Below are 22,362 nucleotides of genomic sequence, written 5' to 3' on the forward strand. Positions count from 1 at the left end.
TTACTGGGACGGGGCGAGCGGAAGGACGTCCGCGTCGAAGCAGGTGCGGTCACCGGTGTGGCAGGCGGCACCGGTCTGGTCGACCTTCACCAGGACGGTGTCGGCGTCACAGTCCAGGGCGACGGACCGGACCTGCTGGATGTGGCCGGAGGTGTCGCCCTTGACCCAGTATTCCTGGCGGCTGCGGGACCAGTAGGTGCAGCGGCCCGTGGTGAGGGTGCGGTGCAGCGCCTCGTCGTCCATCCAGCCGAGCATGAGCACCTCGCCGGTGTCGTACTGCTGGGCGATGGCCGGGACCAGTCCGTCGGGTCCGCGCTTGAGGCGGGCCGCGATGGCAGGGTCGAGGTTGCTGGCGGGGGTGGTGCCGGGCGTGCTGGTCATGCGCCCCATTGTGCCGCGCCGGGAACGGCCGTCCGGGTGTGCGTCCACTGGGCGGACCACGGGCGTCGGTCGTACGCTGGCGGGCATGTCGACCCATGCGAAGCGTGAACGTCTCCTGCTCGCCGACCTGTTGGAAGCGGCGGGCCCCGAAGCTCTGACCCTGTGCAACGGCTGGAAGACCCGGGACCTGGCCGCCCATGTGGTGGTACGTGAGCGCCGCGCCGACGCGGCGGGCGGGATCGTGCTGGGTGCGCTGAAGAACCGGCTGGAGCGGGTGCAGGCCGAATTCGCCGAGAAGCCGTACGAGGAACTGATCCAGCTCATCCGTACGGGTCCGCCGCGGATGTCACCCTTCGGGCTGAAGCAGTTGGACGAGGCGGCCAACACGGTGGAGTTCTACATCCACGCGGAGGACGTCCGCCGGGCCCAGCCCGACTGGTCGCAGCGGACCCTGGACCCGGTCTTCGCCGATGTGCTGTGGTCGCGCACCGAGAAGTCGGCGCGGATGCTGGGCCGCAGGGCCCCGGTGGGTCTGGTGCTGCGCCGCCCGGACGGTCAGACGGTGGTGGCCCACAAGGGCACCCCGGTGGTGACGGTCACCGGGGAGCCGGGTGAGCTGCTGCTGTTCGCCGCGGGCCGGCAGGACGCGGCGCGGGTGGAGCTGGAGGGCGACAAGGACGCGCTGGCCCGGTTGCACACCGCGGAGCTGGGGCTGTAGCGGGCCGGTCAGGCGTCACGTCCCGCCTTCACGGGTACCCAGCGGGCCCTGTGCCGGGGGCCTTCCCGCGGGGTGTCCTGCCGGGGCCCGGATCCGAGCAGGCCGAGGAGGAATCCGGCGGGGATCGTGATCAGGCCCGGTGTCTGGAGCGGGAAGACGTGGAAGTCCCATTCGGGGAACAGGGCGATGGGTGTGCCCGAGAACGCGGGTGACAGGACCATCAGGCCGACGATCAGCGGAAGTGTTCCGTAGACGGTCCAGCGCACCCCCCGTGCGTTGAATCCGGGGCGGAAGAGCGCGTACAGCAGGACGGGCGGGAGGATCGAGGCCGCCGCGGCGAACGAGAGGGAGAGCAGCACCTGGGGGTTGCGGTCGTGGGTGTACGCCGAGAGGAGGACCGCGAGCGCGCCGATCGCGAGCACCGCCAGGCGGGCCCGGCGGATCTCCCTGTCGGACGCCTTTCCGGCGCCCTGGGCGCCCTTCGCCGCGAAGTCGCGGGCGAGGGTCGAGGCGGCGGCCAGGGTGATGCCGGCCACGGCGGCCAGGGTGGTGGCGAAGGCGGCGCAGGCGACGAGGGCGAACAGCGGGCTGTCGCGCGGCCCGCTGGCGCCCGGGTCCAGCACTCCGGTCACCATCAGCAGGGCGGTGCCTCCGGCCGGGTCGGCGGCGCGCAGGGCGTCCCGGCCCAGCAGGGCGGAGGCCCCGAGCCCGACGACGACGATCCCGGTGCACAGGACGGCGACCGGGGCCACGGCCCACACACCTGCGCGGCGCGCGGTCCAGGCGTCGCGCAGCGGGTGCAGCCGCATCATGATGTGCGGCATGCAGGCCGCGCCGAGTACGAGGGTGAACTGAAAGCCGATCAGGTCGAGGCTGCCGGCGAAGCCGTGGCCGAACTGGAGTCCTGGGCGCGCGTAGGCGCCGCCTGCCTTGCTGCCTTCCCGGGCCGCGTCGAAGAGCGCGAAGGGTGACCAGCCGAAGCGGGCGAGCACCAGCCCGGCGAGCAGGGTGACGGCGGCCAGCACGACGGCGACCTTGAGGATCTGGATGTAGCCGGTGCCGCGCATGCCGCCGAAGGCGGAGTAGCACACCATCAGCGCACCGCTGGCGACCGTGCAGCCGGTGAGCGCTCCTTCGGGGAGTCCGAACATCGCGGTCATGACGTGTCCGGCGGTGGTCAGCTGCACCAGGAGGAGCGGGGCGAGTACGACGAGGGTGGCGACGCCCAGGGCCCGGCGTACGGAGCCGTCGCCGAGCTGGTCGGCGAGGAAGTCGCCGAGGGTGAACACGCCCTTGCGGCGCAGGCGTTCGGCGAGGACCCGCATGACGAGGACCAGCGAGGCGACGGTCGCCAGGGCGAAGAGCACACCGTCGAAGCCGGCGAGCGCGACGGATCCGGTGGTGGAGAGCAGCGTGGCGGCGCTGACGTAGTCCCCGGCGATGGCGAGCCCTCCGCCGACGGGGCCGAGCGAGGCTCCGCCGCCCGCGTAGAAGTGCTCGGGGTCGTCCTGGTCCGCTGCGGCGAGACCGCAGAGCAGCAGGGACACGGCGACGAACGCGAGGAAGATGACCACGGCCAGGGACCGGGCGTCGACGCCGCTCACCGCTGTGGCTCCGCCGGAAGGGCCTTGAAGGGGGCAACTGATGGCATGCGCACCAGGGCACCAGGTGCGGCGGGTGCGGAACAGGTGCCGGGTTCGGGGCGCGGCGCCCGTACAGCCCTCGCGGGGCGGATCTGTGCTTCCGCACAAGGTGGGGGGCGGGGGCCCCGTGCGGCGCCCCCGACCCTCTCGGGCCCGTCCCAGGCCCGTCTCAGCCGCCCAGCAGCCGCCGCGCCGCCAGCGCCAGGGATACCTCGACCGCGTCGGAGGGCCGTGTGAGACAGCGGCCCGTCAGCTGTTCGAAGCGCCTCAGCCGGTTCAGGACCGTGTTGCGGTGGCAGTACAGCCGGGCCCCCGCCCGCTGCGCCGAACCGTCCGAGTCGAGCCATGCGGTCAGCGTCTCGATGAGCACGTCCCGGTCCGCGGGGTCGAGCCGGTCGAGCGGCCCGAGTACCCGGCCGGCGAGCGCGGTGCCGAGGGCGGGCGAGGAGACGACCAGGGCGGTCGGCAGGTGCTCGTCCAGCAGGACGGTGCCGCCGGACGCCGGGCAGGCCCGTAGCGCGGTCTCGGCAAGGCGCCGCGCGTCACCGACCGACGCCAGCCCGTCCACCACGGAGCTGATCCCGATCCGGGTACCGGGCGGAGCCGTCAGTTCTGCTGCCACAAAGGCGAGTTCGTCCGGGCCGGGGGCATCGGCCGTCCCGCCGCCGGTGCCGGCGGTGTCCGCGTCCCCCTCGCGCGGGGCGGCCGGCTCGGCCGCCACCGGCCCGGCGCCCAGCGGCAGGATCGCGAGTTCGGCGTCGGCGCCCGCGTGCCAGAGGACCGGCGTCCCCTCGGGGAGGGTCAGCGGCGGCTGGGACGTACCGTGCGGGGCGCGGCGCGCGGTGGCGACCGCGAGCACCGCGTACCGCCCGTGCACCGGCAGCCCCAGTACGGCCGCGGCGTCCGGCAGGTCGGCTATCCGGGCGGTGCCGTCCAGCAGGGCCGACGTCATCAGCCGCTGCTGGTTCTCGCGGCGCCAGGTGAGGCGCCGTTCGGCCTGCCGGTACGCCTCGGCGACCACACCGCAGTGCTCGTCCACGAAGTTCCAGACGTCCGCCGCGACATGGACGAGCAGCCGGATGTCCTCGGGATGGCGCCGCGCCGTCTCGTCGACGAGGTCCTGCCAGACCATCGCCCCGCCCATCCGGAAGGCGTGCAGGACGGCGTCGAGGGGTACGCCCTGTTCGGCCCGGGTCTCGCCGATCCAACGGGAGGTGCGGTGGGCCGCCTCGCGGAACTCCCGGGGCTGGATCAGGGAGGCGACGTTGTGCCGCAGTGAGTGGTGGACCTCCTGCCAGATCTCGGCAGGGTCGCTCTCGATGGCCGTGCGGTAGGCGGGCTCCTGTTCCCGCAGCTGCTCGACGAGCCGGTCCGTGAGCTCGGGCAGCGCCTCCAGGAGCACCTGGGCGGCCCTGTGGAGTACGGCGATGGCCTCACGGTCGGCCAGGGAACGGAAGCGGTGCGGCAGCGGTGCTACGGGGGGCGGCCCGTGCAGCGCCCTGATCCGTGAACGTACGACCTGTGGCATGGCGGCCTCCACCGGGAATCGGCCGGCTGCGGAAACGCCGGCCCGGTGCGTGCCCGGCCCGCCATTGGGCGGGCGCACACCGAATGATCCTGACGCCCGCAGAATGGCATACCGCCCGGTCGGTACCTAGAGGTTTGCGTCGTTCTTCTCATCACGGTCCTGCAACCTCGCCGTAACACGGACGGCACCGGCACGTCCCGCCCGGCCCGCGGCACACCCCGGACCTGCGGCGGGACGGTCCTCAGCGGTCCAGGAGCCTGGCGAGCTCGGTCCTGGACCTGACACCCAGCGCCGCGAACACGTTGCGCAGGTGGTGGTCGACCGTCCGCGGGCTCACCGAGAGCCGCACCGCCACCTCGCGGTTCGTGGCACCCTCCGCCACACAGCGGGCGATCCGCTGCTGCTGCGGGGTCAGTCCGGCGAGCGGCCCGGCCCCGCCCTGGTCGGGCACGTCCACCGCCTCCCCGGCCGCCCGCAGCTCCCCGCCCGCCCGGTCGGCCCAGGCGCGGGCCGAGCAGCGTTCGAAAGCGACCAGGGCGTCGCGCAGCGGTCCGCGGGCCTCACGGGTGCGACGCCGGCGCCGCAGCAGCTGGCCGTGGAGCAGCTGGGTGCGGGCGCGCTCGAAGTCGCCGCCCGCACGGTCGTGGTGGGCCAGCGCCTCCTCGTACCACGCGGCGGCCTCCTCCTGCGGTGCCAGGAGGGCCCGGCAGCGCGCCAGTTGGGCGGGGGCCTGCGGGTCGGTGGTCCGGGAGGTCCACAGCGCGAACTCCTCGACGGCCTCGGCCAGGCCGTCCGTGCCGTCGTCGGCACGGCCGGAGAGGGCCACCGCCTCGATGTAGCACGGGATGGCGAGCATCCGGACGGCGAAGTGCCCCATCCGCGGTCCGGGCCGGACCAGGGGTCCGAGCCGGGCAGCCGCCTCGCCGGGCCGTCCGGCAGCGAGGTCCGCGCGGGCCACCGCCCAGGTGGCGAGGGTCGCCGCCTGGGTCAGGCCGTGCGGACCGGCGCCGGCCAGTGCGGCGTCGGCATGGGCCGCGCACGCCTCCGCGGGCCCTTCCACCGAGGCGGCGAGCGCCAGTACGGCGTGCAGATGCGTGGCCGCGTTCGGCTGTCCCGTGCGCCGGGCGGCATGCAGGCCCTCCAGCGCGTGGGCGCGGGCCCTGGCGTGCCGTCCTGCCCGCAGTTCGGCGTACGCGAGGTTCTCCAGGGCGTGCGGCAGCAGGGCCTCGGGCCCACGGGTGCGTACGGCGGCGAGCGCACGGGCTCCCGTCCGGCAGGCCGCGTCGACCTCGCCCAGCACCAGGGCCGAGACCGCGGCCCTCATCAGCTCGTCGGGTTCCTCGGCACGGTCGGACCGGTCCAGGCAGCACCGCAGCAGGGCGTGGCCCGCGACGGTGCGACCGCCGAGTACGGCACACATCCCGGCGCGGTACTGGACCGTGGCCCGGTCTGCGGGGGTGACGGGGACGCGGTTCATGGCGTCCAGATAGGCGATGGCATCCCCCATGGCCCAGGCGGCCTCCGCGGCGCCGAACAGCGCGTCCAGGGTGCGGCGGGGATCGTGCGGCGCGAGCAGTGTCGCCGCGTTCAGGAGCGCCTCGCGGGCATCGGCCGCCGGGCCGTCGCGCAGGGCGAGCATGCCGCGCACGAAGGGGGCGACGCCCCCGGCGGGGTGGGCGCCGACGCGCGCCAGCATGGCGCGGGCCCGACCGGTGTCGCCTGCGAGCCGGGCCTGTTCGGCGGCGGCCGCGAAACGCGCGCCGCGCTGTGTGTCGTCGGTGGAGAGCGCGGCGGCGCGTGCGAGAGCGGCCGACCGTTCGGCGTGCGGGCGGGGGGCGACGGCCGCCGCCACCAGCTGCCCGGCGAGAGCGGTGTCGGGCCCGGGTGCGGCGCAGGCCCGCTGGACGAGTGCGGGCAGCGGGGGTGAACCGGGCCCGGTGAGCAGGGTGGCGAGCAGTTCGTGCACGGCCCGGCGCCGGGCCGTCGGCGCCCTGTGCAGGACCGCACGGCGCAGCAGCGGGTGACTGAAGTACACGCGGCTGCCCGCCCGTTGGAGTGCCCCGGCGCTGCCCGCGGGTGCGAACAGGACACGGTCCAGGTGGGCGGGGACCAGTCCGGCGCGGGCTCCGGCGCGCAGCAGCAGGGCGGCGTCCGCGCCTGCCCCGTCGGGTTCGTGTTCCTCCGCGGCCGCGGCCAGCAGGAGGAGGGTGTGGGTGTCCGGGTCGAGTCCGTCGAGATGGGCGGCGTGCGCGTCGAGGACGCTCTCGCCACCGGGCAGCGGGTAGGGCAGCGCGGTGCGCCCGGCCAGCTGGTCGGCGGTCAGGCGGCCGACGAGGCCGGCGAGCAGCCGGGGGTTCCCGGCGGCTTCCCGCAACAGTTCGCTGCGGACGACGGGGTCGACGTCGCCCGTGGCGTCGGTGAGCCGGTCCAGGAGTGCGGCCGCCGCGTCGTCGTCGAGCGGGCCGAGGCGCAGGGCGGGCAGTCCGGCGAAGGTGGTCTCGTCGGCGGCGCCGATCACCACGGCGACCCGGCTGCCCGTGCCGAGTCTGCGGGCTGCGAAGCCGAGCGCGGCCCGCGAGTCGGGGTCCCAGGCGTGGGCGTCGTCCACGCAGACCAGCAGCGGCCGTTCGGCGCCGAGGCCGCGCAGCAGGCCGAGCAGGCCGCCGGGGGTGATCCCGGTGCGCAGGACGCGGTCGGGGGAGACGGGCAGGGGGCCCTGCGCGGAGCAGAGCAGGGCGTGCAGCCCGCTGTAGGGCAGCCGTTCCTCGGCGGCGGCGGCGGAGGCGTACAGCACGGGCCCTTCACGTCGCGCGAAGTAGTCGGCTGCGGCCCGGCGCAGGAGGGCGGTGCGGCCGAGGCCGGGGGGCGAGGTGAGCACGAGCGCTCCGCCGTCCCCTGCCTGCAGCCGCCCCAAGAGGGTGTCCAGGATGGCGAGTTCACCGCTGCGGCCGTACAGCCGGAGCGGACTGTGCACGGTCGTCGTTAGGGTCACGCTCTCACGTTACTTCCGCGTAAACAGCGTCGGAAGGTTCGCGTCCGCTCCCCCGCCCGGGGCGGCCCGGAGCGGTGCGGGCTCCCAACAGAACGCGGTGCGGGCTGTGCTGGGGCACAGTCCCGGGCCGGTGTGCGGCACCCGCCCGTAACGTCGGTGCATGACTGATGAATTCCGTACACACGACGGTCTGACCCTTCGGTACTGGTCCTGGTCCCGGGGCCCGGCCGGCGCACTGCCCCCGGTGGTGCTCCTGCACGGCTTCGCCGCCCATGCCCGGCTGAACTGGGAGGGCCCCGGGGTCGTCGAGGCACTGGTCGCGCAGGGCCGCCGGGTGTACGCCCTGGACGCGCGCGGTCACGGCGACTCGGACAAGCCGCACGGCGACACGTACTACGGCGAGTCGCTGATGGCCCGTGATGTGCGCCTGCTGATCGACCGTACCGGCGCGGAACGGGTGCATGTCGCGGGCTATTCCATGGGCGCGGTGGTGGCGCTGCTCGCGGCGGCCGACGACACGCGGATCAGCCGCCTCGTGGTCGGCGGTATCGGTGCGGGCGCGGTGGAGGTCGGCGGACTGGACACCCGGGCGATGCCTCCGGAACTGGTGTCCGCGGCGCTCACTGCCGAGGACGCGGCGGATGCCCCGGAGCGGACACGGGGCTTCCGGGTGCTGGCCGACGTGTCGGGCTCGGACCGGTTCGCGCTGGCGGCGCAGATCCGTTCGGTGCACCGGGGCGCGCTGCCGCTGGACCGGATCAAGGTCCCCACGCTCGTTCTGGCCGGGGAGAGCGATCCGCTCGCGATACGGCCCGGGGTGCTGGCCGAAGCAATCGACGGGGCGGAGCTGACCGTGCTGCCCGGCGACCATCTGACCGTCGTGCGGGATGCGGGCTTCGCCGGGTCCATCGCCCGGTTCCTGGCCGAGGACTGAGGCGGCACGACGAGGGCCGGACCGCGGTACGCGCGGCCCGGCCCCGTCGTCCCCCCGTCGGCTACGAGGTGTGTGGGCAGTTGCCCTTGTATTCGGCGATCGCCAGGCTGGTCGACGGCAGCGGGCAGAGGAACTGCTCGTAGCGGGTGTCATTGTCGATGAAGCGCTTCAGCCACGAGATGCTGTACTTCGCGATCGTCGTGTTCGACGAGTTCGGGGTGAAGTGAGAGGCTCCCCGAAGCTCCAGGTACGCCTTGTCCAGCGAGCTCGGCAGCGAGTTGTAGAACGGCTTCGAGTGCGTGCCGACCGGGGCGATCGTGTCGCCGTCCGCGCCGATGACCAGGGTCGGGGTCTTCACCTCGGGCCAGGACTTGTCGGTGTTCCAGCCGGTCAGCGGAATCGCCGCCTGGAGCGACGGACGGTCCTTCGCGGCCTCCAGGGTGCCGCCACCGCCCATGGAGTGGCCCATCACACCGAGCCTGGAGGCGTCGACACGGGTGCGGACCGAGCTGTCCTCGGTGAGGTAGTCCAGTGCGGCGAGCAGCTGGTCACCACGGCTGGCCGGCTGGTCCAGGGTGGTGTTGGTGTCGATGGTGAAGACGACGAAGCCCTGCGAGGCCAGGCGCGTTCCCAGCCAGGCGATGCTCGACTCGTAGGCGGTGAAGCCGGGCGAGATCACGACTGCGCCGAACGTGCCGTCCGAGGTCGACGTCGGGTAGTAGATCGTCCCGCCGCCGAAGCCTCTGGCACTCAGTGAGGAGACGGAGGTCTGGGACGTCGCGTACGAGCCGCGGAGTGCTTCGATACTCGAGTTGCTCGGTGCCGGACCGCGCTCGTACGGATTGGCCGCGGCCTGCGCACCGCCGGGGATGAGCGCGGTGACCAGACCGGCCGTGGCGGCAGCGGCGGCCAGGCCGAGCCTGACGGTGCGGGAGCGGCTCTTCGACATCCGGTGGCGGCGCGGGGAGATGTCGCCGGAGGGGAGGTGCTGCTGCACTGGGGATCCTCTCGGTTGTGGCGGAACCACCGCGACAGCCGACGGCCCTTCGTCCTGGGGCCCTCGGGGGTGCACCGCGTGGGTAGCGCCGTCATGTGCTGACGTCCGCCACTTTCGTGGTGCGGGCCCTGCGCACACATCGGCGATATCACCGGTCTTCGCGACGGGCGTTCGGCCGGGCGGCCGGCAGCCCTTCCTGACGGGCGGACGGCCGGGCGTTCGGCGGCCATTCGGGACGGCGGATCTCCGGGCGGGCGGGCCCGTGCAGCACGAAGGGCCGGGTCGCGTGATGCGACCCGGCCCCTGGTCCCGTGGGTCAGGAGGTGTGCGGGCAGTTGCCCTTGTACTCCGCGATCGTCAGGCTGGTCGACGGCAGCGGGCAGAGGAACTGCTCGTAGCGGGTGTCATTGTCGATGAAGCGCTTCAGCCACGAGATGCTGTACTTCGCGATCGTCGTGTTCGACGAGTTCGGCGTGAAGTGAGTCGCTCCCCGAAGCTCCAGGTACGCCTTGTCCAGCGAGCTCGGCAGCGAGTTGTAGAACGGCTCCGAGTGCGTGCCGACCGGGGCGATCGTGTCGCCGTCCGCACCGATGACCAGGGTCGGGGTCTTCACCTCGGGCCAGGACTTGTCGGTGTTCCAGCCGGTCAGCGGAATCGCCGCCTGGAGCGACGGACGGTCCTTCGCCGCCTCCAGAGTCCCGCCACCACCCATGGAATGGCCCATCACACCGAGCCTGGAGGCGTCGACACGGGTGCGGACCGAACTGTCCTCGGTGAGGTAGTCCAGCGCGGCGAGCAGCTGGTCACCACGGCTGGCCGGCTGGTCCGACGTCGTGTTGGTGTCGATGGTGAAGACCACGAAGCCCTGCGAGGCCAGGCGCGTTCCCAGCCAGGCGATGCTCGACTGGTACGCGGTGAAACCGGGCGAGATCACGACCGCGCCGAACGTGCCGTCCGAGGTCGACGTCGGGTAGTAGATCGTCCCGCCGCCGAAGCCCCGGACACTCAGCGAGGACACGGACGTCTGGGAGGTCGCGTACGACCCACGGCTCGCCTCGATACTCGAGTTGCTCGGTGCCGGACCGCGCTCGTACGGATTGGCCGCGGCCTGCGCACCGCCGGGGATGAGCGCGGTGACCAGACCGGCCGTGGCGGCAGCGGCGGCGACGCCGAACTTGATGGTGCGGGAGCGGCTCTTCGACATCCGGTGGCGGCGCGGGGAGATGTCGCCGGAGGGGAGGTGCTGCACGAGGGGGGTCCTCTCGGTTGTGGCGGAGCCACAACGCGGCAGCCTTCGGACCCTGTCGTCCCGGGCCTTCGGGGTGCACCGCGTGGGTACCGCCGTCATTCGTTGGCGGTCGCCACACTCGCGGTGCACCCCGTGCGCACACATCGGTGAGATCGCCGGTCTTCGCGACCGGCCCTTTCTCTGCCCCCGGTCAGCGGACCGGGTGTCCGGCCTCCCGGAGAGCACCCTTGACCTCGGAGATCCGCAGGTCACCGAAGTGGAAGACGGAGGCGGCCAGGACCGCGTCGGCGCCCGCTTCGATGGCCGGCGGGAAGTCCGACAGTTGGCCCGCACCACCGGAGGCGATGACGGGGACGGTGACGTGCGCCCGCACCGCCTTGATCATCTCGGTGTCGTAGCCGTCCTTCGTACCGTCGGCGTCCATCGAGTTGAGCAGGATCTCGCCCGCGCCGAGCTCGGCGGCCCGGTGGGCCCACTCGACGGCGTCGATGCCGGTGCCCCTGCGGCCGCCGTGCGTCGTCACCTCGAAGGTGCCCTCGGGGGTGCGCCGGGCGTCGACGGAGAGGACGAGCACCTGGCGCCCGAAGCGTTCCGCGATCTCCCGGATGAGCTCCGGGCGGGCGATGGCCGCGGTGTTGACCCCGACCTTGTCGGCCCCGGCACGCAGCAGCTTGTCCACGTCGTCGGGGGTGCGGACACCGCCGCCGACCGTGAGCGGGATGAAGACCTGCTCGGCGGTGCGGCGCACCACGTCGTACGTCGTCTCCCGGTCGCCGCTGGAAGCGGTGATGTCGAGGAAGGTCAGCTCGTCGGCGCCCTCGGCGTCGTACAGCTTGGCCATCTCGACGGGGTCGCCGGCGTCGCGCAGGTTCTGGAAGTTGACGCCCTTGACGACGCGGCCGTTGTCGACGTCCAGGCACGGGATGACCCGTACGGAGAGCGTCATCGCTCACCTGCCCGGAAGGCCTCGACCTCGACCTCGACGACGAGGCTGGGGTCGACGAGGCCGGCCACGATGACCATGGAGGCGGCGGGGCGCACGTCGTCGAACAGCTCCTTGTGGGCGCGGCCCACCTCGTCGACGTCCCTGGCGTGCGTGACGTACATCCGGGTGCGGACGACGTCCTCGCGTCCGAGGCCCGCCTGCTTCAGCGCGTCGAGGGCGACCTCGAAGGAGGCGACGGCCTGCTCGTACGGACTGCCGGCCGAGATCGTGCCGCCCACCACCGAGGTGCAGCCGGAGACCAGGACGAGGCCGCCCGGAAGCGCCACCGCGCGGGAGTAGCCGAACTTCTCCTCCCAGGGGGCGCCGGAGGAGAAGCGGCGTACGGAGTCCGTCATACGGAGACCGCCTCCAGTGCCTCCTCGAGGGTGAACGCCTTCGCGTACAGCGCCTTGCCGACGATCGCGCCCTCGACGCCTTCCGGGACGAGCAGGGAGATCGCCCGCAGGTCCTCCAGCGAGGAGACGCCGCCGGAGGCGACGACGGGCTTGTCGGTGGCGGCACAGACGTTCCTCAGGAGCTCCAGGTTGGGGCCCTGCAGGGTGCCGTCCTTGGCGATGTCGGTGACCACGTAGCGGGCACAGCCCTCGGAGTCGAGGCGGGCGAGCGTCTCGTAGAGGTCGCCGCCGTCGCGCGTCCAGCCGCGGCCGCGCAGCGTCGTACCGCGGACGTCGAGGCCGACCGCGATCTGGTCGCCGTGCTCGGCGATGACCTTGGCGACCCACTCCGGGGTCTCCAGGGCGGCGGTGCCGAGGTTGACCCTGCGACAGCCGGTGGCGAGGGCCGCGGCGAGCGAGGCGTCGTCGCGGATGCCGCCGGAGAGCTCGACCTTGATGTCCATGGCGCCGGCCACTTCGGCGATCAGCGCGCGGTTGTCGCCGGTGCCGAAGGCGGCGTCCAGGTCGACGAGGTGCAGCCACTCGGCGCCGGAGCTCTGCCAGGCGAGGGCGGCTTCCAGCGGGGAGCCGTAGGAGGTCTCTGAGCCGGACTCGCCGTGGACGAGGCGGACGGCCTGGCCGTCGCGGACGTCGACGGCGGGGAGCAGTTCAAGCTTCGGCATTACAGCGTCTCGATCCAGTTGGTCAGCAGCTGGGCGCCGGCATCGCCGGACTTCTCGGGGTGGAACTGGGTGGCCCACAGCGCGCCGTTCTCCACGGCCGCCACGAACCGCTCTCCGTGTGTCGCCCAAGTGACCTTGGGTGCACGGATCTTGGCGTTGGTGACTTCGAGGGACCAGTCGTGCGCGGCGTAGGAGTGCACGAAGTAGTAGCGGGACTCGGGGTCGAGTCCGGCGAAGAGCTGGGAGCCCTCGGGGGATTCGACGGTGTTCCAGCCCATGTGCGGGACGACGTCGGCCTTGAGGGGTCCGACGGTGCCGGGCCACTCGTCGAGGCCCTCGGTCTCCACCCCGTGCTCGATGCCGCGCTCGAACAGGATCTGCATGCCGACACAGATGCCCATGACGGGACGTCCGCCGGACAGCCTGCGGCCGATGATCCATTCGCCGCGCGCCCGCTTCAGCCCGTCCATGCAGGCCGAGAAGGCGCCCACGCCGGGCACGAGCAGCCCGTCGGCGTTCATCGCGCGGTCGAAGTCGCGGGTGATCTCCACGTCCGCGCCGACGTGGGCGAGGGCCCGCTCGGCGGAACGCACGTTGCCGAAGCCGTAGTCGAAGACGACGACCTTCTTGCTTTCGCTCACAGTCCTGCCCTCAGTCCCAGATTCCCTGGATCCGCATGACACCTGCGACCAGGCACATCACGGATCCGATCCCGAGAAGCACGACGACGCCCTTGGGCATCCTCTGCTTCCAGAAGGAGTAGACGCCGCCGGCCAGGAAGAGGCCGACGACGATCAGCACGGTGTTGAGGCCGGTCACAGGGCGCCCTTCGTGGACGGGAGGATCCCGGCTGCGCGCGGGTCGTGCTCGCTGGCGTAGCGCAGGGCGCGCGCGAGCGCCTTGAACTGGCACTCCACGATGTGGTGGGCGTTGCGGCCGTACGGGACGTGGACGTGCAGGGCGATCTGCGCCTGCGCGACGAAGGACTCCAGGATGTGCCGGGTCATCGTCGTGTCGTACTCGCCGATCATCGGCGCCATCTTCTCGGGCTCGGTGTGCACCAGGTACGGGCGGCCGGAGAGGTCGACGGTGACCTGGGCGAGCGACTCGTCCAGCGGGACGGTGCAGTTGCCGAAGCGGTAGATGCCGACCTTGTCGCCGAGCGCCTGCTTGAAGGCGGCGCCGAGTGCGAGGGCGGTGTCCTCGATCGTGTGGTGCGAGTCGATGTGCAGGTCGCCCTCGGTCTTGACCGTGAGGTCGAAGAGGCCGTGGCGGCCGAGCTGGTCGAGCATGTGGTCGTAGAAGCCGACCCCGGTCGCGACATCGACCTTGCCGGTGCCGTCGAGGTTGATCTCGACGAGCACGGAGGTCTCCTTGGTGGTCCGCTCCACCCTGCCTACGCGGCTCATGCGTCGTGCTCCTTCTTCAGTTCGCGCACCGCATCGAGGAACGCGTCGTTCTCTTCCGGGGTTCCCGCGGAGACCCGCAGCCACCCCGGTACGCCGTTGTCCCGGACCAGGACGCCCCGGTCGAGGATCTGCTGCCAGGCGGTGTGGCTGTCGGCGAAGCGGCCGAACTGGACGAAGTTGGCGTCCGAGTCGGTGACGGCGAAGCCGAGCGCCCGCAGGCCGTCGACCAGCCGGTCGCGCTCACGCTTGAGCTGCGCGACGTACCCGAGCAGCGTATCGGTGTGCTCCAGGGCGGCGAGTGCGGTGGCCTGGGTGACGGAGGACAGGTGGTACGGCAGGCGCACCAGCTGGACGGCGTCGACGACGGCCGGATCGGCGGCGAGGTAGCCGAGGCGCAGGCCCGCGGCGCCGAACGCCTTGGACATCGTGCGCGAGAGCACCAGGTTCGGGCGGCCCTCGATCAGGGGGAGCAGCGAGGGGTGGTGGCTGAATTCGCCGTACGCCTCGTCGACGACGACCATCGACGGCCGGGCGGCCTGGGCTGCGTCGTACAGCGCGAGGACGGTGTCCGCGTCGACGGCGGTGCCGGTGGGGTTGTTGGGCGAGGTGATGAAGACCACCTCGGGGCGGTGCTCGGCGACGGCCTTCTTCGCGGCCTCCACGTCGATCGTGAAGTCCTCGTTGCGCGGCCCGGAGATCCAGCCGGTGCCGGTGCCGCGTGCGATGAGGGCGTGCATCGAGTACGAGGGTTCGAAGCCGATCGCGGTGCGCCCGGGGCCGCCGAAGGTCTGCAGCAGCTGCTGGAGCACCTCGTTGGAGCCGTTGGCCGCCCAGACGTTGGTGTGACCGACTGCGTGCCCGGCGGTGCGGGTGAGGTAGCGGGCCAGCTCGGTGCGGAGCTCCACGGCGTCGCGGTCGGGGTAGCGGTTGAGGTCGCGGGCGGCTTCGCGGACGCGCTCGGCGATGCGGTCGACGAGCGCGTCGGGGAGCGGATAGGGGTTCTCGTTGGTGTTCAGCCGGACCGGTACGTCGAGCTGGGGCGCGCCGTACGGGGACTGGCCGCGCAGCTCGTCGCGGATCGGGAGGTCGTCCCAGGCGTTGTGCGTGGTGCTGTCGTTGCTCACTGCTGCGGAACCTTCCAGCCGAACCTGGCCTTGAGCGCGGCGCCGTGGGCGGGGAGGTCCTCCGCCTCGGCGAGCGTCACGACGTGGTGGGTGACCTCGGCGAGCGCGTCACGGGTGTAGTCGACGATGTGGATGCCGCGCAGGAAGGACTGCACGGACAGGCCCGAGGAGTGGCAGGCGCAGCCACCGGTGGGCAGGACGTGGTTGGAGCCGGCGCAGTAGTCACCGAGGGAGACGGGCGAGTAGGGGCCGACGAAGACGGCTCCTGCGTTGCGGACCCGTTCGGCGACGGCGGCGGCGTTCTCCGTCTGGATCTCCAGGTGCTCGGCGGCGTACGCGTTGACGACCTTGAGGCCGTCGTCCAGGTCGTTGACCAGGACGATCGCGGACTGCCGGCCGGCCAGCGCGGGTTCGATCCGGTCCGAGACGTGCTTGGTCGCGGCGACCTGCGGCCGCAGTTCGGCCTCGGTGGCGGCGGCCAGCTCCTCGGAGTCGGTGACGAGCACCGCGGCGGCCATCGGGTCGTGCTCGGCCTGGCTGATCAGGTCGGCGGCGACGTGCACGGGGTCGGCGCTCGCGTCGGCGAGGATCGCGATCTCGGTGGGTCCGGCCTCGGCGTCGATGCCGATGCGGCCCTTGAGGAGGCGCTTGGCGGCGGCGACGTAGATGTTGCCGGGGCCGGTGACGAGGTCGACGGGCAGGCAGTCCTCGGTGCCGTACGCGAACATCGCGACGGCCTGGGAGCCGCCGGCGGCGTACACCTCGTCGACTCCGAGGAGGGCGCAGGCGGCGAGGATCGTGGGGTGCGGCAGCCCGCCGAACTCCTTCTGCGGCGGGGAGGCGACGGCGATGCCCTCGACGCCGGCCTCCTGGGCCGGTACCACGTTCATGACGACGGACGAGGGGTAGACCGAGCGGCCGCCGGGCACGTACAGCCCGACGCGGTCGACGGGCACCCACTTCTCGGTGACGGTGCCGCCGGGGACGACCTGGGTGGTGTGCGTGGTGCGACGCTGCTCGCGGTGGACGAGGCGGGCGCGGCGGATCGACTCCTCGAGCGCGGCCCGTACGGCGGGGTCGAGCTGCTCCAGCGCCCCGGTGATCGTGGCCGCGGGGACCCGGATCGAGTCGAGGCGCACGCCGTCGAGTTTCTCCCCCCACTCGATCACTGCCGCGGAGCCACGATGGCGTACGTCCTCGCAGATGGGCCGCACCGTCTCCAGGGCGGCTTCCACGTCGAACTCGGCACGGGGCAGCAGGTCGCGCAGGGCGCCGCCCTCGGGGAGGGCGGTACCGCGCAGATCGATTCGAGAGATCACCCCGCAATTCTCTCAGACCGGTTCCGGCGTCCGGTCCTCCGTATCACTGGCTGATACATGTCCCGGCTGTCACAGCTGACTACTAGCGTTCACGTCGTCACACAGAGGGAAGAACGGTTGTACGAAGCGCGGGACGAGCCGCGCAGGCGGAGGTATGGCAGTGACCGAGCCGCACGACGGCGACATCCCGGACGGACTCAGCGCGGCGGAGCTGGGCATGTGGCAGTCCTTCCGGAACGGCACCACCTACGATCTGCGCTCCCACGACGCGCTGCGCGACGATCCGTTCGCACCGCACATCTGGGGGCCGGAGCGGAGTGTCGGCGCCCGGACGGTGGCGCGGCTGCTGCTCAGCGGGCCGCCCGCGCGGCCGGGGCGGGTGGCCGCGCTGAAGCTCCGGGGCGTGCGCATCACCGGGAAGCTGGACCTGGCGGGCGGCCGGGTCGCTCCCTACGTGGAGCTGACGGGCTGCCGCTTCGAGCAGGAGGTCGTGCTGCCCGAGTGCCATTTCACGACGCTGCGCATGGTGGGCTGCGCGGTGCCGAGACTGGACGCCGCCCGGCTGCACACGGAGGGCGACCTGCATCTGCCGCGCTGCCAGGTCGACCGCGGCATCCGGCTGACCGACGCCCAGATCGGTACGGATCTGCTGATCAGCCAGATCAGCGTCGGCCCCGACCGGCGCGGCCGCGCCTTCGTGGGCGACGGGATGTCGGTGGCCCAGGACCTCCAGGCGGAGATGATCGAGACGCGTGGTGAGCTGAGCCTGCGCGGGGCCAAGGTCGGCGGTTCGCTGAGCCTGCGGGGCAGCCGGCTGCGCGCGACGGACGGGCGGCGGGCACTGAACGCCCCGCAGTTGAGCGTGGAGCGCACGCTGTACATGACCGAGGCATGGGTGAGCGTCGACACCGGGAACCAGGGCACCACTCCCCCGTTCGGCATCGTCCGGGGCATCACCCCGGCGCGTGGGACCCGCGCGCAGGTCTTCGAGTGCCGGGGTGCCGTACGGCTCGACGACGGGCGTTTCGGGGACGCCGTCGACCTGCACAAGGCCCGCTTCGTACTGGCCCCGCACGAGGAGCTGTCGCTGCGCCGGATCGTCACGCCGGAGCTGCGGTTCAACGCGGAGCGCCCGCAGGAGGGCCGGGTCGTGCTGAACGGGGCGAGGGTCGTCACACTGATCGACCTGTCGACCAGCTGGCCCGGCCCCGGTGGGCTGGCGATGGGCGGTTTCGTCTACGAGAACCTCGTCCCCTACGGCCACTTCCCGCTCTCGCGGCGCCTGGAGTGGGTGCAGGCCGCGACGCCGGAGTACGTACCGGAGCCGTACGAGCGCCTCGCCACGGTGCTCCGCAACTGCGGCGAGGACGCGGACGCCCGCGAGGTGCTGCTCGCCAAGCAGCGGCGCCGGCGCGAGACGCTGCCGCCCGCGGCCAGGCTCTGGGGCTACCTGCAGGACTGGACGGTGGCGTACGGCTACCGGCCGGGGCGGGCCGCGGTGTGGATGGCGGTGCTGTGGGCGGCCGGCGCGGTGGCCTTCTCGCAGCACCACCCGGCGGCGATCAAGGCGGAGGAGCATCCGCAGTGGAACGCCCCGCTGTACGCACTGGATCTGCTGGTGCCGGTGATCAATCTCGGACAGGACGGTTACTGGCGGTTGGAGGACGGCTGGCAGTGGGCTGCGGCGGCCCTCGTCATGCTGGGGTGGATTCTGGCCACGACGGTGGCGGCGGGCGCTTCCCGGATGCTGCGCCGCGGCTGACCTGGGGCGTCCTCCGGTCCGGCCCGGATCTCCGGCGGGCGCAGTGATCGAAAGGCCTGTCGAGCCACGGCCGCACGGTCGGCGCTTCGCAACAGGACAGTCGAAATCAGGCCGGTCACAGCCGTTTCCTTTGCCTTTTCTTGACCCCTTCCAGGGCAACCTTCCACTCGCTACAGAAGCTTCACAGTGGCCCTCTGGCGCCGTCCCGACCAGGGCTTTTCAATGGTCTGCACCATGGCTTCCCTCCGCGCGATGCTGACTTCCGCGTGCACGCTCCGACGCAGCCCCGGGCTGTCGGCCGGGCTGCCCGCGGACGACGCCGTGCTGCTCGACGCCCCGGACGAGCGACTGTCGCCCGCTCTGGTGGCCGCAGCCCTGGGAGAGTTCGAACCCGCGGCCAAGCTCCTCGCCACCACTCGGGACGCCGCCGAGTGGGAGATCCGTGACCGCTGCCTCGCCCGCCTGGTGACCTTCGCCCGCAACCGCGACGGCTGGCTCACCGACTGGCTGGCCGCCGCACCGCGTGACCCGGACGCCCTGCTCGTCAAGGCCGAACTGGCCGTCCGCCGTGCCTGGGAGTCCCCCGCCCACGCCGAGCTGCTGCGGGAGGTGGCCCCGCAGATCACGGCGGCGGCCGAGGCCGATCCCCGCGACCCGGTGCCGTGGCGGCTCGCCCTCGACCACGCCCGTGGCACGCACGCCACCCACACCGTCTTCGAATCGCTGTGGGAGCAGGCGGTACGGCGCTCGGCGCACCACTACGGCTGCCATGTCGCCGCGCTCCAGTACCTCTCCGCCGCCTGGTACGGATCGCACCGCGAGTGCTTCGACTTCGCCGAGCGGGCGGCGGAGGACGCCGCGCCGGACTCCCTGGTGCAGGCGCTCCCCGTACGGGCCGCCTTCTCGCTCCTGCACGACGAGCGGGCCGAGCGGCGGACGAACTCCGTGCAGGAGGACCGGATCGACGCGGCGGCCGACCTCGCGATCTCCCTGTCCGCCGCCTATGCGCCCGGCGATCCGTGGACCGCCGAGGTCCGCAATCTCCTCGTCCATGTGCTGGTCGCACGGGGCCGATGGGAGGAGGCACTGGAGCAGTTCGAGCTCATCGGACGGTATGTGACGTCGTTCCCGTGGGCGTCCGTGGCCGACGATGCGCTCAGTGGATTCCTCGACGCGAGAGCGGTTGCGCGGCTCCGGGCGCCCTCTTCCACGCCCGTGCGGGGCCGGGCCGGACACGGCGGGCTCCGCGGCCATTAGGCTTGACCGTTGTGACCACCGCTCGCCTCCCCCTGTTCCCGCTGAACGCGGTGCTGTTCCCCGGCCTCGTGCTGCCTCTCAACGTCTTCGAGGAGCGCTATCGCGCCATGATGCGCGTGCTGCTCGAGATCGACGACGACGAACCGCGCCGATTCGTCGTGGTCGCGATCCGCGACGGCCGCGAGATCGCCCCCACAGCCACCGGGATGCCCGACACGGTCGCTGCGGCCGGCCCCGTCGAGCGCGCCCCGGCGGACGGATTCGGCCCCGACCCCATCCAGAGCTTCCACCGGGTCGGCTGCATCGCCGACGCGGCGAAGATCCGTGAGCGCGCCGACGGCAGCTTCGAGGTCCTCGCAACCGGCACCACCCGGGTCAAACTGCTCTCCGTCGACGCGAGCGGCCCGTATCTGACGGCCGAGGTCGAGGAACTGACCGAGGAACCGGACGACGAGGCGGCCGACGGCGACACCAAGGCCGCGGAAGAGGCAGGCGCGCTCGCCGAGGGCGTCCTGAGGGCTTTCCGCAGCTACCAGAAGCGGCTCGCCGGGGCCAACGAACGTTCCCTGACGACCGGGGCGGACCTGCCCGACGATCCGTCCGTCGTCTCGTACCTGGTGGCCGCCGCGGCCGTCCTCGACATCCCGTCGAAGCAGCGGCTGCTCCAGGCTCCCGACACCGCGACCCGGCTGCGCGAGGAGCTGACGCTCCTGCGCAAGGAGACCGCGGTCATCCGGCATCTGCCGTCACTGCCCGCGACCGACCTGACCCGCGGACCCACGCACCCCAACTGATCCGAGGACCCTGCCGGTGGCGAAGAAGGCCAAGAAGCAGCAGCCCGGCGGTACCCCGGCCACGGTCGCACTGACCGCGGCCGGCACCGCGTTCACGGTGCGCACCTACGATCACGACCCGGCGTCCCCGTCGTACGGCGAGGAGGCGGCCGAGGCGCTCGGCGTCCCGCCCGACCGGGTGTTCAAGACCCTGGTCGCCGATGTCGACGGTGAACTGATCGTCGCGGTCGTCCCCGTCGCCGGGTCGCTGGACCTCAAGGCGCTGGCATCGGCGGTGGGTGGCAAGCGGGCGGCGATGGCGGACCCGGCGGCGGCCGAACGCACGACGGGCTATGTGCGAGGCGGCATCTCTCCACTGGGCCAGCGCAAGCGGCTGCGTACGGTCATCGACGCCTCGGCCCGGACACACGCCACGATCTGTGTGTCGGCCGGCCGGCGGGGCCTGGAGGTCGAACTGTCGGCGGACGACCTGGCGGTACTGACGAACGCCGTACTGGCCCCGATCGGTCGCGGTTAGCTCCTGCGCCCGTCCGCCGGCCGGAGCCGCACCGCTACGACTGCTTCGGCCCCTGCGTCGTGCCGCGGTCGGGCCACTGCCCTCCGGCGGGACCCGATGCGGGGCCGGGAGCGGACGCGGGACCGGCGGCGGGCCGGTCCGCCCCGTACCCGGCCTCCCACTCCGGTTCGGGGTCCCGCGGTCCGAACAGTGCCGTCAGACCCAGGTGCACGGCCATCGCCGCGATCGGCCAGGCAAGCATTCCCGCCCCGATCGCGTGCAGCTCCAGCGGCGCGTCGAAGGTCACGCCCTTGCCGACCTCCTTGGCATGGGCGACCACGTCGGACGTCGGCCCGAACCACGTGCCGATCCCCCAGGCCAGCAGAGAGCCGAGCAGTCCGCCCAGGGCGAGCGAGACCACCGGCGCGATCCCTCCGCGCCTGCGGAAGAGGAAGACGGCGGCGGCCGACACGAGGCCGAACGCGAGCGCCAGCAGAACGAACGTGCCGTCCGCGCCGATGGCCTCCTCGCTCTCGCTGTTCTTGAGGAACACCGCCGTGTCGTCGGAGACCAGCGGCACGCGGGGCGCCAGCCACAGCCACAGCAGCCCGAGTGTCACGCCGGCCACCGTCAGCAGCCCGGTGACCACGGCGGCCTGCCGCACTTCGGCCACGAGATCGGTGTCGTGCAGGGGCTCCTGTCCGCCGGGAGCGGCATGGGATCCCGACGGCGTGGCCTGCCAGGGATCATCGGACGGGGGCTGGTGAGGCGGCGTCAACGGTGCGGTCACGCTGCCATCGTGCCAGGCCCCCCGACGCACCGCCTCACCGGTCCGCCGGCAGAGCTACCGGACCGCCGCCCGCCGGTACGCCCAGGTCGCCACGGCCAGTGACAGGACCCCGACCACCGCGCACACCCCGAGGTCGAGGGCGACGACCGCCCAGTCCGGGTGGGTGTCGAAGGACCGGGCCAGCGCCTCGACCCCGTACGTCGAGGGCAGCAGGTCGCGGGCCCATCCCACCGGCCCCGGCAGCCGGTCCGCCGGCAGCACGCCGAGCAGCAGCGCGGCGGACATGCCCAGCTGTCCGAGCAGCGTGGCGAGTTCCTGACGCGGCGCCAGCAGCCCCAACGCGGCGCCGAGCCCCGAGAGCGCCGCGCCCGACAGAGGAATGACGGCGACGAGCACCCACAGATGGGTCATGGGCAGCCCGAACAGCACGCTTCCCGTGACCGCCGTGACGATCGTGCCGGGCACGGTGAACGAGGCGTACGCACCCGCGGCCCCCAGCACCACCGCGGCGGGCGGCACCGGCAGTGTGGCGTAGTGGTCGAGGCCGCCGTCCGCCCGCAGCCGGCCGAAGTACTGGGCCAGCAGGTTCAGGGCGACGAAGGCCACGACCAGCACGCTGGACCCCGCGACCACGGCTCGCGCCTCGGCGCCGCCGTCGACGACGCCCCGCATGAGCACCATGATTCCGATGGACTGGAAGGTCGCCACGAACAGCAGCGGAATCCGGGCGACCCTCGCCCTCGACAGCTGCGCCCGGTACACGGCGGCGAGCGCGGGCAGCAGCCGGGCCCGCGGGGCGAGGGGTGCCGGGGCGGTACGGGCGGGCATGGCCGCAGCCGTCCGTCCGGCCGCCGGCCGGGACACCTTTTCCGCGGACTCCGCTGGAAGGATGCTCGTCACCTGGCG

Annotated in this window: 22 protein-coding genes; 6 read left to right on the forward strand and 16 right to left on the reverse strand. The window is 72.7% G+C overall.

The genetic code is table 11. The features are described from left to right. Complete coding sequence (hisI, locus tag ABZS61_RS15615) at positions 1-381, reverse strand: phosphoribosyl-AMP cyclohydrolase (RefSeq protein WP_329212087.1); 381 nt, start codon at positions 379-381, stop codon at positions 1-3. A gap of 85 nt (positions 382-466) precedes the next feature. Between hisI and ABZS61_RS15620 the strand changes: the two genes are divergently transcribed. Continuing rightward, positions 467-1,099, forward strand: coding sequence for a TIGR03085 family metal-binding protein (locus tag ABZS61_RS15620; protein ID WP_351170799.1), 633 nt, complete (start codon positions 467-469; stop codon positions 1,097-1,099). An 8-nt stretch (positions 1,100-1,107) separates the two neighbouring features. Here ABZS61_RS15620 and ABZS61_RS15625 read toward each other — a convergent pair whose 3' ends face one another. The 3 genes from ABZS61_RS15625 to ABZS61_RS15635 all read right to left on the reverse strand — a co-directional run bounded on the left by ABZS61_RS15625 (position 1,108) and on the right by ABZS61_RS15635 (position 7,262). Continuing rightward, entirely contained in the window at positions 1,108-2,703 is a 1,596-nt protein-coding gene (locus ABZS61_RS15625; RefSeq protein WP_356420116.1) for a cation acetate symporter, read from the reverse strand. A gap of 208 nt (positions 2,704-2,911) precedes the next feature. After that, a complete protein-coding gene (locus tag ABZS61_RS15630; RefSeq protein WP_356420119.1) occupies positions 2,912-4,270 on the reverse strand; it encodes a helix-turn-helix domain-containing protein in 1,359 nt (452 codons plus the stop codon). 241 nt (positions 4,271-4,511) lie between these two features. After that, positions 4,512-7,262 (reverse strand): LuxR family transcriptional regulator, encoded by a 2,751-nt coding sequence (locus ABZS61_RS15635; RefSeq protein ID WP_356420122.1) that lies wholly within the window; start codon positions 7,260-7,262, stop codon positions 4,512-4,514. Positions 7,263-7,422: 160 nt separating this feature from the next. On the opposite strand from ABZS61_RS15635, the gene ABZS61_RS15640 reads away from it, so the two are divergent. Beyond that, the gene (locus tag ABZS61_RS15640; RefSeq protein ID WP_356420125.1) at positions 7,423-8,196 is read left to right on the forward strand and encodes an alpha/beta fold hydrolase; all 774 of its coding nucleotides are present in this window, start codon (positions 7,423-7,425) and stop codon (positions 8,194-8,196) included. Between the two features lie 61 nt (positions 8,197-8,257). Here the strand turns inward: ABZS61_RS15640 and ABZS61_RS15645 are convergent, their stop codons facing one another. From ABZS61_RS15645 to hisD, 10 genes are all read right to left on the reverse strand, one after another. Next, complete coding sequence (locus tag ABZS61_RS15645) at positions 8,258-9,193, reverse strand: dienelactone hydrolase family protein (RefSeq protein WP_356420128.1); 936 nt, start codon at positions 9,191-9,193, stop codon at positions 8,258-8,260. A gap of 316 nt (positions 9,194-9,509) precedes the next feature. Then, positions 9,510-10,397: an alpha/beta hydrolase gene (locus tag ABZS61_RS15650; protein ID WP_356420291.1), complete on the reverse strand. Its 888-nt coding sequence runs from the start codon at positions 10,395-10,397 to the stop codon at positions 9,510-9,512. A 235-nt stretch (positions 10,398-10,632) separates the two neighbouring features. Further along, positions 10,633-11,388, reverse strand: a complete 756-nt coding sequence (gene hisF, locus ABZS61_RS15655; protein ID WP_356420131.1) for an imidazole glycerol phosphate synthase subunit HisF — start codon at positions 11,386-11,388, stop codon at positions 10,633-10,635. Then, a complete protein-coding gene (locus tag ABZS61_RS15660) occupies positions 11,385-11,783 on the reverse strand; it encodes a RidA family protein (RefSeq protein ID WP_356420134.1) in 399 nt (132 codons plus the stop codon). Before ABZS61_RS15660 ends, hisF begins: the two co-directional genes overlap by 4 nt. Next, positions 11,780-12,505: a bifunctional 1-(5-phosphoribosyl)-5-((5-phosphoribosylamino)methylideneamino)imidazole-4-carboxamide isomerase/phosphoribosylanthranilate isomerase PriA gene (priA, locus tag ABZS61_RS15665; RefSeq protein ID WP_356420137.1), complete on the reverse strand. Its 726-nt coding sequence runs from the start codon at positions 12,503-12,505 to the stop codon at positions 11,780-11,782. Before priA ends, ABZS61_RS15660 begins: the two co-directional genes overlap by 4 nt. Next, positions 12,505-13,146 carry an imidazole glycerol phosphate synthase subunit HisH gene (gene hisH / locus ABZS61_RS15670; RefSeq protein WP_351170820.1) on the reverse strand — a complete coding sequence of 214 codons (642 nt, stop codon included), beginning with the start codon at positions 13,144-13,146 and terminating at the stop codon, positions 12,505-12,507. Before hisH ends, priA begins: the two co-directional genes overlap by 1 nt. 10 nt (positions 13,147-13,156) lie before the next feature. After that, complete coding sequence (locus ABZS61_RS15675; RefSeq protein ID WP_356420142.1) at positions 13,157-13,324, reverse strand: hypothetical protein; 168 nt, start codon at positions 13,322-13,324, stop codon at positions 13,157-13,159. Continuing rightward, on the reverse strand, positions 13,321-13,914 hold the full coding sequence (hisB, locus tag ABZS61_RS15680) for an imidazoleglycerol-phosphate dehydratase HisB (RefSeq protein ID WP_031098999.1): 594 nt from the start codon (positions 13,912-13,914) through the stop codon (positions 13,321-13,323). Before hisB ends, ABZS61_RS15675 begins: the two co-directional genes overlap by 4 nt. Beyond that, entirely contained in the window at positions 13,911-15,038 is a 1,128-nt protein-coding gene (locus tag ABZS61_RS15685; RefSeq protein ID WP_356420146.1) for a histidinol-phosphate transaminase, read from the reverse strand. Before ABZS61_RS15685 ends, hisB begins: the two co-directional genes overlap by 4 nt. Further along, positions 15,035-16,357, reverse strand: a complete 1,323-nt coding sequence (gene hisD / locus ABZS61_RS15690) for a histidinol dehydrogenase (RefSeq protein ID WP_356420149.1) — start codon at positions 16,355-16,357, stop codon at positions 15,035-15,037. The genes ABZS61_RS15685 and hisD overlap by 4 nt, the downstream gene beginning before the upstream one ends. Positions 16,358-16,517: 160 nt before the next feature. Here hisD and ABZS61_RS15695 point away from each other — a divergent pair, with 160 nt between their 5' ends. The 4 genes from ABZS61_RS15695 (at position 16,518) to ybaK (ending at position 20,687) form a co-directional block, all read left to right on the forward strand. Further along, positions 16,518-18,119 carry an oxidoreductase gene (locus ABZS61_RS15695; RefSeq protein ID WP_356420294.1) on the forward strand — a complete coding sequence of 534 codons (1,602 nt, stop codon included), beginning with the start codon at positions 16,518-16,520 and terminating at the stop codon, positions 18,117-18,119. 222 nt (positions 18,120-18,341) lie between these two features. Further along, the gene (locus ABZS61_RS15700; RefSeq protein WP_356420152.1) at positions 18,342-19,376 is read left to right on the forward strand and encodes a hypothetical protein; all 1,035 of its coding nucleotides are present in this window, start codon (positions 18,342-18,344) and stop codon (positions 19,374-19,376) included. Positions 19,377-19,387: 11 nt separating this feature from the next. Continuing rightward, positions 19,388-20,170 carry an LON peptidase substrate-binding domain-containing protein gene (locus ABZS61_RS15705; RefSeq protein ID WP_356420155.1) on the forward strand — a complete coding sequence of 261 codons (783 nt, stop codon included), beginning with the start codon at positions 19,388-19,390 and terminating at the stop codon, positions 20,168-20,170. Between the two features lie 16 nt (positions 20,171-20,186). Beyond that, the gene (ybaK, locus tag ABZS61_RS15710; protein ID WP_356420158.1) at positions 20,187-20,687 is read left to right on the forward strand and encodes a Cys-tRNA(Pro) deacylase; all 501 of its coding nucleotides are present in this window, start codon (positions 20,187-20,189) and stop codon (positions 20,685-20,687) included. A gap of 34 nt (positions 20,688-20,721) precedes the next feature. Here the strand turns inward: ybaK and ABZS61_RS15715 are convergent, their stop codons facing one another. Together ABZS61_RS15715 and ABZS61_RS15720 are read right to left on the reverse strand one after the other, a co-directional pair. After that, positions 20,722-21,456 carry an ABC transporter permease gene (locus ABZS61_RS15715; protein ID WP_356420161.1) on the reverse strand — a complete coding sequence of 245 codons (735 nt, stop codon included), beginning with the start codon at positions 21,454-21,456 and terminating at the stop codon, positions 20,722-20,724. A gap of 54 nt (positions 21,457-21,510) precedes the next feature. Beyond that, positions 21,511-22,356 (reverse strand): ABC transporter permease, encoded by an 846-nt coding sequence (locus ABZS61_RS15720; RefSeq protein ID WP_356420164.1) that lies wholly within the window; start codon positions 22,354-22,356, stop codon positions 21,511-21,513. Positions 22,357-22,362: the final 6 nt, after the last annotated feature.

This window comes from Streptomyces sp. NPDC005566, from assembly GCF_040605575.1.
Classification (GTDB): domain Bacteria; phylum Actinomycetota; class Actinomycetes; order Streptomycetales; family Streptomycetaceae; genus Streptomyces.